This is a genomic window from Parolsenella catena (assembly GCF_003966955.1).
Lineage (GTDB): Bacteria > Actinomycetota > Coriobacteriia > Coriobacteriales > Atopobiaceae > Parolsenella > Parolsenella catena.
The window spans coordinates 1056905-1069998 of sequence record NZ_AP019367.1 but is presented as its reverse complement, the minus strand read 5'-3'; the positions used below and the strand labels follow the sequence as shown (position 1 = coordinate 1069998).

14 protein-coding genes are annotated in these 13094 nt (G+C 66.3%); 6 read left to right on the top strand and 8 right to left on the bottom strand.

Going from position 1 to position 13094, the window contains the following annotated elements; translation table 11 throughout:
- Positions 1-108 precede the first annotated feature (108 nt).
- From Pcatena_RS04935 to Pcatena_RS04920, 4 genes are all read left to right on the top strand, one after another.
- Positions 109-1086, top strand: coding sequence for an NTP transferase domain-containing protein (locus Pcatena_RS04935; RefSeq protein ID WP_126422173.1), 978 nt, complete (start codon positions 109-111; stop codon positions 1084-1086).
- Position 1087: 1 nt separating this feature from the next.
- Positions 1088-2455 (top strand): dihydropyrimidinase, encoded by a 1368-nt coding sequence (gene hydA, locus Pcatena_RS04930; RefSeq protein WP_126422171.1) that lies wholly within the window; start codon positions 1088-1090, stop codon positions 2453-2455.
- A gap of 119 nt (positions 2456-2574) precedes the next feature.
- Complete coding sequence (locus Pcatena_RS04925; protein WP_126422169.1) at positions 2575-2955, top strand: Rid family detoxifying hydrolase; 381 nt, start codon at positions 2575-2577, stop codon at positions 2953-2955.
- A gap of 227 nt (positions 2956-3182) precedes the next feature.
- Positions 3183-3389, top strand: a complete 207-nt coding sequence (locus Pcatena_RS04920; protein WP_073294340.1) for a cold-shock protein — start codon at positions 3183-3185, stop codon at positions 3387-3389.
- A 240-nt stretch (positions 3390-3629) separates the two neighbouring features.
- Here the strand turns inward: Pcatena_RS04920 and Pcatena_RS04915 are convergent, their stop codons facing one another.
- Both Pcatena_RS04915 and Pcatena_RS04910 read right to left on the bottom strand, forming a co-directional pair.
- Positions 3630-5768, bottom strand: a complete 2139-nt coding sequence (locus Pcatena_RS04915) for an LTA synthase family protein (RefSeq protein WP_126422167.1) — start codon at positions 5766-5768, stop codon at positions 3630-3632.
- 120 nt (positions 5769-5888) lie between these two features.
- A complete protein-coding gene (locus Pcatena_RS04910) occupies positions 5889-6257 on the bottom strand; it encodes a heavy-metal-associated domain-containing protein (protein WP_126422165.1) in 369 nt (122 codons plus the stop codon).
- A 202-nt stretch (positions 6258-6459) separates the two neighbouring features.
- On the opposite strand from Pcatena_RS04910, the gene Pcatena_RS04905 reads away from it, so the two are divergent.
- Entirely contained in the window at positions 6460-7074 is a 615-nt protein-coding gene (locus Pcatena_RS04905; RefSeq protein ID WP_126422163.1) for a hypothetical protein, read from the top strand.
- A gap of 41 nt (positions 7075-7115) precedes the next feature.
- Here Pcatena_RS04905 and Pcatena_RS04900 read toward each other — a convergent pair whose 3' ends face one another.
- From Pcatena_RS04900 to pdxS, 6 genes are all read right to left on the bottom strand, one after another.
- A complete protein-coding gene (locus Pcatena_RS04900) occupies positions 7116-7655 on the bottom strand; it encodes a dihydrofolate reductase (RefSeq protein ID WP_332835567.1) in 540 nt (179 codons plus the stop codon).
- Between the two features lie 15 nt (positions 7656-7670).
- Complete coding sequence (gene thyA, locus Pcatena_RS04895; protein WP_126422161.1) at positions 7671-8519, bottom strand: thymidylate synthase; 849 nt, start codon at positions 8517-8519, stop codon at positions 7671-7673.
- Between the two features lie 114 nt (positions 8520-8633).
- Positions 8634-9524, bottom strand: a complete 891-nt coding sequence (locus tag Pcatena_RS04890) for a hypothetical protein (protein WP_126422159.1) — start codon at positions 9522-9524, stop codon at positions 8634-8636.
- A gap of 31 nt (positions 9525-9555) precedes the next feature.
- Positions 9556-9948 carry an aspartate 1-decarboxylase gene (gene panD, locus Pcatena_RS04885; RefSeq protein ID WP_126422157.1) on the bottom strand — a complete coding sequence of 131 codons (393 nt, stop codon included), beginning with the start codon at positions 9946-9948 and terminating at the stop codon, positions 9556-9558.
- Between the two features lie 152 nt (positions 9949-10100).
- The gene (pdxT, locus tag Pcatena_RS04880) at positions 10101-10667 is read right to left on the bottom strand and encodes a pyridoxal 5'-phosphate synthase glutaminase subunit PdxT (RefSeq protein WP_126422155.1); all 567 of its coding nucleotides are present in this window, start codon (positions 10665-10667) and stop codon (positions 10101-10103) included.
- The gene (gene pdxS, locus Pcatena_RS04875; RefSeq protein WP_126422153.1) at positions 10667-11548 is read right to left on the bottom strand and encodes a pyridoxal 5'-phosphate synthase lyase subunit PdxS; all 882 of its coding nucleotides are present in this window, start codon (positions 11546-11548) and stop codon (positions 10667-10669) included. The genes pdxT and pdxS overlap by 1 nt, the downstream gene beginning before the upstream one ends.
- A gap of 133 nt (positions 11549-11681) precedes the next feature.
- Between pdxS and pdxR the strand changes: the two genes are divergently transcribed.
- The gene (pdxR, locus tag Pcatena_RS04870; protein ID WP_126422151.1) at positions 11682-13076 is read left to right on the top strand and encodes a MocR-like pyridoxine biosynthesis transcription factor PdxR; all 1395 of its coding nucleotides are present in this window, start codon (positions 11682-11684) and stop codon (positions 13074-13076) included.
- Positions 13077-13094: the final 18 nt, after the last annotated feature.

The following is a 13094-nucleotide window of genomic DNA, read 5'->3' as shown; positions in this document are numbered from 1 at the left end:
CCTTCGGGCCGCACCCTGGGTAGAGCTGGGGTGCGGCCCGTCACCCATTGTTTTCGAGCATGCGCAACGACGCGTATCGCACACGCCAACGTCGGGGATAATGGAGCCATGAGACCAAGCGTCAGGACATATCTGGTTGACGAGAGCGGCGAGCGAGTCTTCGGGCCCGGTCCCGCGGAGCTGCTTCGTCGTGTTCGCGAGTACGGAAGCCTTCGTGCAGCGGCCATCTCGATGGGGATGGCCTACACGAAGGCGCTCGCACTTGTGCGCAAAGCCGAGGCCGGCCTGGGCTGCCCTCTCACGACGCGTGTCGTGGGCGGCTCGGGCGGAGGCGGGTCGACGCCCACGCCGGAGGCGGACGAGCTGCTCGCCTCCTATGAGCGCTGGACGAGTGCCTGCGAGGCAAGCGCCGGTGCCCAGTTTGCCTCCGCGTTTGCGCCAGGCGTCTATGCCACGACGCACGATGACGAGGATGCCGCCGGCCGCCGCGTTGGCGTGGCGGTGCTTGCCGCGGGCCATGCGCGCCGCTTTGGGGCCAACAAGCTCGTGGAGCCGCTCATGGGCGAGCCCGTGCTCGAGCACACGCTTGGTTGCGTGCCCCTGGGCGTGCCCATGGTGGTAGCGAGCGCCACGGACGAGGTTGACGCCATCTGCGCGCGCCGCGGCATCGACGTGGCGCGGCCGCAGGGGGCGCTCGAGCAGAGCGACTCCATGCGCGCTCTTGTCGCGCATGCAGACGCCGCCGGGTGGGACGCGTGCCTGTTCGTGCCCGGAGACCAGCCTCTCGTTGAGCGGGGGAGCCTGCGTACGATGCTATCCGTCTCCGCCGCCAACCCAGACGCGGTTGTGCGCCTCTCGTGGCGTGGCCGCGCCTCCTCGCCCGTGCTCTTTCCCCGCGGGCTCTTCTCGCGCCTGTCCGAGGTCACGGGAGATTCCGGTGGTTCGGCCGTGCTGGGGGACGGCGTGCGCGCCATCTCGGTGGAGGCATCGTGGCCCTGGGAGCTTTGGGACATCGACACGCCTGATGACCTCGGGCGTTGCCAGGAGATTATCGAATGCGGTCTTGGTCGTGGAGGGAGCAACTAACATGGTCATCATCCAAGGCGGCACGCTCGTGTGTCCCGACGGCCTGCGTAGGGGAGACGTCGCGCTCGAGGCAGACAAGGTGGTGCGCATCGCCAGCTCGATCGAGCCTGCCGAGGGCGACGAGGTCTATGACGCCCGCGGGTGCTGGGTGTTCCCCGGCTTCATTGACGCGCACACGCACATGCAGTGCTGGACGGGCATCGACTGGACGGCCGACAGCTTCGAGACGGGCACGCGCGCGGCCGCGTGTGGCGGCACCACGACGATCGTGGACTACGCCACGGCCGACCGAGGCGTCACGTTGCCCGACGCCCTCGACGAGTGGCACAAGCGCGCCGACGGCACCTGCACGGCAAACTACGCCTTCCACATGGCGCTTTCCGAGTGGAACGAGCGCAACCGTGCGGACCTCGCCATCATGCGCGAGCGTGGCGTCTGCTCGTTCAAGTCCTACTTTGCCTACGACCACCTGCGGCTCGACGACGCCGAGACGCTCGAGCTCCTCGAGTCCCTCAAGCCGCTCGGGGGCACCCTGTGCGTCCACTGCGAGAACGGCACGCTCGTTAACGCGCTGCAGAAGCGCGTGTACGAGTCGGGCATCCACGGCCCCGAGGGACACCCCCTGAGCCGCCCCGACGTGTGCGAGGCGGAGGCCGTGAGCCGCCTGCTGTATCTCGCCCACCTTGCCGGGGACGCGCGTGTGAACGTCGTGCACCTGTCCACCAAGTTGGGGCTCGAGGCCATCCGTGCCGCCAAGGCGCGCGGCCAGAAGAACATCTTTGTGGAGACGTGCCCGCAGTACCTGCTGCTGGACGACACGTGCTTCCTGAGGGACGGGCAGGACGGCCTCGAGGGCCTCGAGTTCGTCATGAGCCCGCCGCCGCGCAAGCCCGCCGACCGCGTGGCGCTGCGCGAGGCCCTCGTCAACGGCGAGATCGACACGATCGCCACGGACCACTGCAGCTTCAACATCCACGGGCAGAAGGACCGCGGGCGCGATGACTTCCGCAAGGTGCCCAATGGCGGCGCCGGTGTGGAGCACCGCCCCGCGCTCATCGCCACGACGTTTGCAGACGAGCTTGGCCCCACCGACCTGTGTCGCCTCATGAGCGAGAACCCCGCGAAGGTCTTTGGCATGTGGCCCGCCAAGGGGCGCCTTGCCGAGGGTGCCGACGCCGACATCTGCGTCTGGGACCCGAGCGTCTCCTGGACTATCAGCGCGGCCACCCAGCACCAGAACGTGGACCACACGCCTTACGAGGGCTTTAAGGCCAAGGGCCGCGCACGGCTCACGTTCGTGAACGGCGTCCTCGCCGCCCGCGACGGCGAGCCCACCGGCGCCCAGCCCGGCCGCTACGTCAGCCGCTAGCTGGCGAGGGGAGACAAGGGGAGACAAGGGGACAGTCCCTTTGTCTCAAATTTGGTACCACGCTCCGTTTTTGGGGCATGAGATAGGCCGCGGATGCGGCCCGAGAGAAGGAGTTTCACATGGCTATTGAGGCAATCGTCACCGACAAGGCCCCCGCCGCCGTCGGTCCCTATTCCGCCGCCACGAAGGCCGGCAACTGCATCCATGTCTCCGGTCAGCTTCCTGTTGACCCCGCCACCGGCGAGTTCGCCGGCGACGACATCGCCTCCCAGACCCGCCAGAGCCTCACGAACGTCAAGAACGTCCTCGAGGCTGCCGGCGCCACGATGGCCGACGTCGCCGAGACGACCGTCCTGCTCGACTCCATCGCCGATTTTGGCGCCATGAACGAGGTCTACGCCGAGTTCTTCGCCGCCCCGTACCCGGCCCGTGCCGCCTTCGAGGTTGCCGCGCTGCCCAAGGGTGCCAAGGTCGAGATCAAGGCCGTGGCCTACCTGTAGGACCTCATTGGCATCTGGCCCGTGAGCATTGGGGTTGCGTCGTATGGGGCGCAACCCCTTTCTTGTCCGAATTGCAAGTGCTCAACCGCTCACGGCTAATTTGGGTTTCTCGGGCGGGCTCGCGTGCGGCTGGGGTAGACTAGAACCCGTGGCCTAAGCGCCACGTATTGTTCAGCGCGCAAGCGCACTTGTTGCCCCCGGAGGGGCAAACGAAAGAAAGGCACGTCATGGCTCAGGGTACTGTTAAGTGGTTCAATCCGGACAAGGGCTACGGCTTCATCTCTCGTGAGGACGGCGACGATCTGTTCGTCCACTACTCCGAGATTCAGATGGACGGCTTCAAGACTCTGGACGAGGGCCAGGCTGTCGAGTTCGACATCACCACTGGTCAGAACGGCAAGCTCCAGGCCTCCAACGTCCGTAAGCTCGCCTAAGTTCGACTTACATACGCTTGGAAGGGGAGACGTCCACGTGGGCGTCTCCTTTTTTGTGTGCGGCGATAACGACAAACTCCGCCTCCCGGGACATTTCTCTCGTCATTCGGACGAGGAATCATCCCCAGAGGCGGAGCTTGTGCGTCGGGTGAATCGGGCGGGGGGCGGACCAAACGAACCCGTCCCCTTTGGTCCCTGGCCAAGCGGGGACGGACCAAACGAACCCGTCCCCTTTGGTCCCTACTGCACCTTTGTGGCGAACTCCAGGTACTGGACGCGTGAGAGCTTCTCGAACGCGTCGTTGGCACGCTCGTAGGCATAGACGGCCTCGGCGGGCATGGGATTCTCGGCTTTTTCAGTCGGGAGGCTGTTGTGCCAGAAGCCCTGGTTGTCCTCGTAGGCAAACAGGTTGATGGCTGGCATCTCGAGGCGTGCGCCCATGGCGGCCTTCTGGTAGGTGGTGAGCGGAGCTCCCACGGCGTCTGCCATGACGGCGCCGAGCGTGCTCGTGGACGCCTGCTCCCAGCGCATCTCGTCCGTCCCCGCAACGTCATAGTTGGCCCACACGATGTAGTTCGTCTCGTAGGCACGGGCGGCGTGGGTGGCCTCGTCGTCGGCCGTGTAAAGGGCGTCGTTGAGGTTCATGCCGATGTTGGGCTGGTGGTCGCCAAAGAACACGAGGACGACGGGGCGGTCGAGCCCGCGCAGCTGCGAGACGAACCACTCGAGGTCGTGGTCGGACGCGTCGATGCAGGAGAGGTACTCGTTGAGCTCGTGGGTGACCGTCTCGTCCAGGTAGTCGGGGGCCACGCTGCGCATCTGGTCCTCGGGGATGTTGTACTGGTCGTAGCCGGCGTGGTTCTGCATCGTGACGTCGAGGATGAACTGCGGGTCATCGCTGCTCGAGAGCTGCTCGAGGACCTTCTCGTAGGTGGCCTGGTCGCTCACGCCGCTGTGGAAGACGGGGGCGTCGGCGAAGTCGTTGATGGAGAGGAACTGGTCAAAGCCCATCTCCTCGTAGACCTGCTCGCGGTTCCAGTTGGTGGGCAGGTTGGGGTGCATGGCGGTGGTGGCGTATCCCATCTGCGAGAACTGCCGCGCGAGGTTGGCAGGCCCAGAGAGGTCATAGAGCGTGTAGGGGTACAGGCCCATGCCGATGTAGGCCAGGCTGCTGCCCGTCATCGTCTCGAACTCGGAGTTGCACGTGCCGCCGCCGTAGGCGGAGACGGACAGGTTGCCGCGCACGAGCGCATCGTCGAGAGACTTGAAGTACGTGGGCCCCTCGTAGCCCACGCCCAGGTCTCCGTAGATGCTCGAGAGGTCGCTGAACGTCTCGTTCATCACAACGACCACGCTCGGCCTCATGGCATCGAACTGCTCCTGGCGAGCCGTCGTCACAGCGGGGTCACAGCTCGCCTCATATGCCTGGGCGAGCTGGCTTTCCGTCGCGGCTGCGTCCTCGTCCGTGTAGCCCTCCGGCACGGTGATCTTCATGTCCTGCATCATCGTGAGGAAGGTGGGCATGAAGCCCTGCGCGTAGTAGCTGTTCATTGGCCACCAATAGTCGATGGAGGTGCCGTACTTCTCGCGGACGTCACAGGTGTTGTAGGCGTTGACGCCGTAGAGGACGCACGCGGCCGCCACAAGCGCCGTCACGACAAAGCGCAGCCACGGGCGCACGGGGGACTTGCCGGAGGGCCGCATGAGCGTGCAGGCGACGAGAGAGACCGCGAGTGCCACGATGCCCTGGGCGATCTGCGGCGTGGCCTCGTAGACGAAGCTTCCTCCCACGGCCGCGGCCGTGCCGAGCGCGAGCAGGTCTGAGGGGAGCAGCGCGGTGCCCTTGAGCGCGAGCATGAAGCCCTGGGCGATGCCGAGTGTATCGAGCGCGGCCACGGCAAGCGCAAGCACGGCGCCGCGGCGCTGCCCCACGAAGTAGGCGCACACCACCACGATGGTCACCACGAGGCGGTCAAGGCCGATGAAGCTCGGGTCAACCTCGGAGAAGCTCGTGTTCCAGGGAAGCTCGAGTGCGAGCGTCGTGGCGGCCACGAGCGCCGCGAGGATCGCGACATCCCTCACCACGGGAATGGCGCGCCCCAGCAGCTTTTTGCGGACGTCCTCGCTGTCGGCGAGGCGGTCGAGCGGACGCAGCAGGTACTCGCGTACGAGCGACAGCGCGGCGCCCATGACGAGGATGAGCTCGATGAGGGCAAAAGAGTCGCCGTCGATGACAAGCGTCCCGGCCGACGCAAGGCCCTGCAGCGTCAGGGCGAGAACGACAAAGACGAGGGCCCACAGTATGCTTGCGGGCCTGAGAAGGGGGTGCAGGCCGCGGACGCGGCCCAGCAATCCCTCGAGCTTGGTTCGAAGGTCCATGTCACCTCAATTGGGTAGCGGATGCAACCTTTATAGTTTACAGGTTTTGCGAGGTAGATGAAGCAGATTCGGCACTGCCTGACCTGGCTGAGCAACAACGCTGGCCGGCCGTGTCCGGCCCTAGAGCTCCCGGATGGCCCCGGCCCCGTAGCCCTCGTTGCGCACAACGCGCCTGAGCCCGTCGACGTCCGCGCTCTCCTTGGTGCGCACGGTGGCGATGCCCGAGGCGAGGTCCACGCTTGCCATGGTGCCAGGCATCGCGTTGAAGGCGTTCGCGATGCGCTTGGCGCAGTTCTCGCAGCTCATGCCGTCAACCTTGACCTCATAGGTGTGGGCGTAGTGGCTGGCGTCCCTGTCTGCCGGTCCCTTGGCGCGCACGACGTCCACACCTCCGCAGCAGTCTCCCTTTCCTCCGCGCGCGATGTAGCCGCGGATGACGAGGGCCGCCGCGATGACGACCGCGACGACGATGACGATGTTGATGCCCATGGTTGCAACCTCCCTGCGCCAGATTGGTGGCGGCGCAGAATGTTTGTCTTGGCTTACTCATTCAGTGTAGCGCGTGCGTTCGAGATGCGCATCTCGCGCTGCTGGGGGCACCGTCCGCCGCAGACATACTTTCTGGTTTGATTCAATTTGATATGATGGGCCAAGGGGGCGGGAGGGACCTGCCCAAGGACGAAGGAGCACCATGAAGTACACGAACGTCGCGCGCAGGGCGCTTGCCCTCGTCTGTACGGCCGCGCTTGCCGCCATTCCCGCGCTCGGTCTCACCGCCTGTGGCGGCCCGAGCGATGAGGAGCTCATCAAGCAGACGCTCACCGCCGACCTTGACGCCATCAAGACGGTGGACGAGGACACCGTCAAGTCCATGATGGGTGACTCCGCGGTGAGCGAGATGGAGACCTACGGCATTGACGCCTTCGCGTTCTACACCAACTGCGTGAAGCAGTTCTCCTACGACAACGTTGACGTTACGGTCGATGGCGACTCCGCCACGGCCACGCTTGACGTCACGAACGTGGACATCGAGAAGGTCATAACGTCGTGGGCCAATGACGTCTCCGCCTACGTCACCTCGCAGGAGGCCATCGACGACTACAACAACCTGGGCGAGAACGGCATGATGCAGAAGATGCTCCAGCAGCTCACCGATGCCCTGGGAGCCAGCGACGCCCCCACCAAGACCTCGTCCATGTCCATCGACTTCACGAAGGGCGACGACGGCTGGGACCTCTCCGATGCCTCGCAGCTCTCCAGCCTCGTGTTCGTTGGTGCCGACCTCAGCGGCCTGGGTAACCTGTAGCGTCTTGGCCCGCCGGGTGCCGTCACGCGCCGCCCGGCTCGCTAGGCCCTCACATACGTGTCGAACTCAAAGGCGACTCCCTCGGGCGTGACGAGGGGGTCGCCGTTCTCGTTGGTGGTGCGGGCGTGCTCGAGGCACCACGATGGGTCCTCGTCCAGGTTGGGGAAGAACGTGTCCGCGGGCCTCGTGCAGTGGTTCTTCGTGACCTCGGCCGTGGCGCAACGGCCGACGAGCGCGTGGTAGAGCATGCCCCCGCCGATGAGCCACGTCTCCTCATTGCCGATAAGTGCGAGCGCCTCCTCGATCGTGTGGGCCACCTCGACGCCCTCACGGGAAAAGGCGGGATCTGTCGTGATCACGATGTTGCGACGGTTGCGCAGCGGGCGTCCGCCCGGGAAGCTCTCGAGCGTGCGACGCCCTATGAGCACGGTGTGGCCCTTGGTGCAGGCTACGAAGTGGCGCATGTCCTCGCGGTTGTCAACGACCATGCCACCGGCAAGGCCGATGCCCCAGTCGTCGCAGACGGCAACGATGGCGTGTAGGTTGGGCAGCATACCGTTGAGGGCGGGTCCGGTTGTCACTGTGGGCCTCCTTCGCTAGACGGCGATGGGGATGTTTCTAACCTGCGGGCCATGCTCGTAGTTCTCCACGATGAGGTCGTCGGTCGTGAAGCCGTAGAAGTCCGTGACCTCTGGATTGAGCGAGACGCGCGGAGCCGCAAGCTTCGGGCGGGAGATGAGCTCACGGATGATGTCGATGTGGCGGTCGTAGATGTGGGCGTCGGCGATGACGTGCACGAGCTGGCCGGCGATCATGCCCACGCTTTGGGCCACCATCATGAGCAGGATGGCGTACTGGCACACGTTCCAGTTGTTGGCCGCAAGCACGTCCTGGCTGCGCTGGTTGAGCACCATGTTGAGCGTGAGCTTGTCGGAGCCCGGCGTCTGCGTGACGTTGTACGTGCAGCTGTAGGCGCACGGGTAGAGGTTCATCTCCGAGAGGTCGGCGAAGACGTAGGTGTTCGTCATGATGCGGCGCGAGAAGGGCGTCTCGCGCAGGTCATAAAGCACCTTGTCCATCTGGTCCATGTCGCCCTGCGGGTAGTGGGACTTCTGGCCGATCTGATAACCGTAGGCCTTGCCGATTGAACCCGTCTCGTCTGCCCACTCGTCCCAGATGTGGGAGTGGAGGTCGTGGATGTTGTTGGACTTCTTCTGGTAGATCCATAGCACCTCGTCCATGGCGCTCTTGAGCGCGGTGCGGCGCAGCGTGAGCGCGGGGAACTCCTCGCGCAGGTCATAGCGGTTCACGACGCCAAACTGCTTGATGGTGTAGGCGGGCGTGCCGTCCTCCCAGTGGGGGCGCACCTTCTGGCCCTCGGTGGTGGTGCCGTTCTCGAGGATGTCTGCGCACATGGCGCAGAAGAGCTCGTCTGCCTTGCTCATGGGGTTCCTTTCTTGCGCTCGCGCGAGCGGCGCGCGTGTGACGGGAGCCAGCTCGCGAGAGGGACTTGCTTAGGGCGGGGGGGGGGTTGCGCTGGGCGCCGGTGCGCGGGTGCGCTACTTGTCCGAGGCCGAGGTTGCCAGCGCGCGCGTGAGGTCGATGGCCGGGTCGGTGACGTCGCCCGCGTCATTGTCCAGGTCGGAGAGCTCCGAGGAGGTGTGCCCCTCCGGCGAGGCGAGGACGGCGACGAGCTGGGCGAGCTTGTCCCAACGCCGCCTCGTGGCGTCACGGCCCTCGGTGAGGTGCTCAAGGATGTCGTCGGCCGAGCCGCCCGTGATGTCGGCGGTGCCGGGCAGGGCGAGCCCGTCGATGGCGGCGCTCGTGTCCTGGCAGATGCTGGCGGCCTGGGAGAGTTCGTCGGCGCGGCTGGCGTCGTCCGTGGCGGCGGCCGCGGCGCGGAGGTGGCCGGCTAGCTGGCCCGCGGCGTCGGCGTCTGTCTTGGCGAGCGTCTTGACGTAGGCGGAGACAGCCTGCTGGGAGCCGGAGTAGTCGCTGGCGAACACGTAGTCGTCAACGGTGTAGTCGGTGCAGGTGAGCTCGACGTCAAAGACGTTGTCCGCCGTGAGGTCGCGTCCCGTGCTTCCCTGGGGGTCGAGGTCATCAAGGTCATCGAGGAGGCCGTCATAGTCGAAGCTGTCGTAGTAGTCCTCGTCGTAGGCGTCGCCGATGCCTTCGCCCACGGCCGAGACGAGGTTGGCGAGGGCGAGCGAGAGCGCCACGAGCACTGCGAGCGTGGCCGCGACGATGACGTAGGGCGCCGCCCCCGCGTGGTTGTCGGAGGAGGTAGTGGCGCTGGCGCTCTCGATGACGGATGGCTGCGGCTGGGGCGCAGGGGCTGGCTGCGGCGCCGATGCGGGCGAGGGTTGGGGCTGTGGAGTCTGTGCGGGAGCGGGCTGCGGCGTGGGTTGCGGCGCGTCGGCGGGCTGCTGCGTGCTGTTCTCGTCCATGGCGTGTCCTCTCATTGGCGCGTTCGTCTGGCTAGGCGAGGTCCTCGAGGCGACCGTGGCGCTCGTAGCGCGTGAGGCGGGCAATCTTGTTGTCCTCGTCCACGAAGACGACGCGCGGCTTGCTCTCGCGCGCCTCCTCGGGCGTCATCTGGGCGTAGCACATGATGATGACCTTGTCGCCGGGGGTCACGAGGTGCGCGGCGGCACCGTTGAGGCAGATCACGCCGCTGCCCGGCTCGCCGGAGATGACGTAGGTCTCCAGGCGCGTGCCGCGCTCGACGTCTGCCACCTGGACCTTCTCATACTCGAGGATGCCTGCGGCGTCCATGAGGTCCTGGTCGATGGTGATCGACCCAATGTAGTCGACCTCGGCCTGCGTGACCGTGGCTCGGTGGATCTTGCCCTTGAGCATGTTGAGAACCATGTGGTGGTGCTCCCCGTATGAGTGATGCCGCTCGTGCGGCCGTTGTATGCCAGCTCATTAGAGTACAACGTGGAGCGCGGGGCGGCGCCGACTCCTTTGCTCTCTCCATGGAATCGGTGCCGCCCCGCGGGGCTTGCGTATGGGGTTGGCTGCTACAGGTCGAGGAAGAGCTGGTGGATGCGCGGGTCCTCGTCGAGCTCGGGATGGAAGGCGAGGGCGAGCTGTTTGCCCTGCTGCACGGCCACGACGTTTCCGTCGCAGGTGGCCAAGGTCTCCACGCCCCTGCCCGTCTCCATGACGAACGGCGCGCGGATGAACGTCGCCGGCACGGTGCCCATGCCGGCAAGCTCCAGCGAGGTGCGGAAGCTGCCGAGCTGCCGGCCGTAGGCGTTGCGGCGCACGAGGACGTCCAGCGTGGCGATGCGCGGCGTGTCACGGTCGTCGTGGGCGTCGAGGCGTCTCGCAAGCAGGATGAGGCCGGCGCAGGTGGCGAGCACGGGCAAGCCGTCCTCGATGCGCTCGCGCAGGGGCTCGAGCATGCCAAGCTCGGCAAGCAGCTTGCCCTGCGTGGTTGACTCGCCGCCGGGCAGCACGAGCCGGTCGAAGCGCTGCCTAAGGTCCGAGGCCTGGCGAAGCTCCACGCATGTCTCGCCCAGCTCGGCGAGTCTGGCCTCGTGCTCGGCAAACGCTCCCTGGACGGCCAGAACTGCGGTTGCCACTAGCGACCACGCTCCTCCATGATGATGTCTATCTCATCTGCGTTGATGCCCACCATGGCCTCGCCGAGATTGGCCGAGAGCTTGGCGATGAGCCTGGCGTCCGTGTAGTTGGCCACGGCCTTCACGATGGCGGCGGCGCGGCGGGCCGGGTCGCCGGACTTGAAGATGCCCGAGCCCACGAAGACGCCCTCCGCGCCGAGCTGCATCATGAGCGCGGCGTCTGCGGGGGTGGCCACGCCGCCGGCGGCGAAGTTCACGACGGGCAGCCTGCCGTTCTCGTGCACGAAGCGCAGCTGGTCAAGGGGCACGGCGAGCTGCTTGGCGGCCTCGAACAGCTCGTCGTCTCGCAGCGCCACGACGTCGCGGATCTGCTTTTGGATCTTGCGCATGTGGCGCACGGCCTGCACCACGTCTCCGGTGCCCGGCTCGCCCTTGGTGCGGATCATCGTGGCGCCCTCGGCCACGCGGCGCAGGGCCTCGCCGAGGTCGCGTGCGCCGCAGACGAACGGGACGTCGAACTGCGTCTTGTCGATGTGGTGTGTGTCGTCAGCCGGTGTGAGGACCTCGGACTCGTCAATGTAGTCGATCTCTATGGCCTGCAGGACCTGCGCCTCCACGATGTGGCCGATGCGGCACTTGGCCATGACGGGGATGGAGACGGCCTGCTGGATTCCCTCGATCATGGCTGGGTCGCTCATGCGGGAGACGCCGCCGGCCGCGCGGATGTCCGCGGGGATGCGCTCGAGGGCCATGACGGCGCAGGCGCCGGCCTCCTCTGCGATGCGGGCCTGCTCGGGGGTGGTGACGTCCATGATGACGCCGCCCTTGAGCATCTGGGCAAGCTGTCGGTTGAGTTGGGTTCGGTCGTTTGCGCTGGTCATGTGGGCCTCCTGTGCGTGCGCTTGCGTTTGGTGGCTCGATAGCCTACGCGTGAGCTGGCCTTGGCAAAATAGTCAGATAATGAGAAAGTTAACGGGTCAGAATAAGGTCAGTAGACGTAAGAGGTAAGGCCAGATGCTTGACTACGATCTCTCCGCACGTGGCGATTCCGCGCTGTACGACTTTTTGTACCAGCGGATTCGCGACGACATCATGGCGGGCGCGATTGCGGCTGGGCAGCGGCTTCCCTCAAAGCGCGCGCTGGCCCAGCACCTTGGCGTGAGCGTTGTGACGGTTGAGGGTGCCTATGCCCAGCTCACGGCGGAGGGGTACGTGCGCTCCAGGCCGCGTAGCGGCTACTTTGCCTGCGAGCTGCCGGCGGGGGAGGGCATGCCGGTGCCGACGTCTGCGCCTGTCGTCGCCTGCGAGGCGGTTGATGACGGTGCGGACCTCACGAGCTCGGTGTCGTTCTCGGGAGATGCTGCGCGCCTGTGGGCGCGCGCACTGCGGCAGACGCTTAGCTCGGAGCCGGAGGGGGAGGTGTTTGCGCCTGCGCCTGCCCAGGGTTCGATGCGGCTGCGACGCGCCATCGCGGCTTACCTGCGGCAGTCGCGCGGGCTTGCGGTGGATCCCGCGCGCATCGTTGTGGGCGCGGGCGCGCAGATGCTCGACGTGATGATCTCCCAGCTTGTGGGGATTGGGCGCGAGTTTGCCGTCGAGGACCCGGGGTACGTGCGCCTCACGCGCATCTACGAGGCCTGCGGCCAGCGCGTGCGCCACGTTCCGCTCGACAGGCAGGGTGTGCGCGTGGACGCGCTTGGGGACGCGGACGTCTTGCATGTCATGCCGTCACATCAGTTTCCCACGGGGCGCGTGACCACGATCGGAAGGCGCTACGAGCTGCTTGGCTGGGCCTCGGCGCGCGAGGGCCGCTGGCTTGTGGAGGACGACTACGACTGCGAGTTCAGGATGTCCGGTCGTCCGGTGCCGGCGCTGCTGAGCGCGGACGTTGCCGGCAACGTCATCTACACGAACACGTTCTCCAAGAGCCTGGGCAGTGCGCTGCGGCTTGCCTATATGGTGCTGCCGGAGGAACTGATGGAGCGCTATGTGCGTGAGCTGGGCTTTTACTCAAGCACGGTGAGCTCCGTGCAACAGGTGACGCTTGCACGGATCCTGGAGGGCGGTGAGTACGAGCGCCATGTGGCCCGCGTTCGCAAGCGCTGCCGCGATATGCGTGACGCCCTCGCGAACGCGCTGCGCTCGCGAGGGGATGCGGAGCGCGTCCGCATCGAGGAAGCGGATGCGGGCCTGCATGCCGTGCTGGCCATCGAGGGCGTTCGCGATGCGGAAGTCCTGGCCGAGCGGGCCGTGGACCTGGGCATTCCCGGTGTCGCCTTCGTGCCGCTCGAGCGCTACGTGTGGGACGCAGGCAACGCCCCGGCTGACGGCCGGGCCCGGTTCGTGGTGCCTTACGACGCTCTTGACGCGGCGGCGGTCGCCCGGTTCGCTGATTTGAGCCTCTGCTAGCCGTCTTTTGCGTTGCGA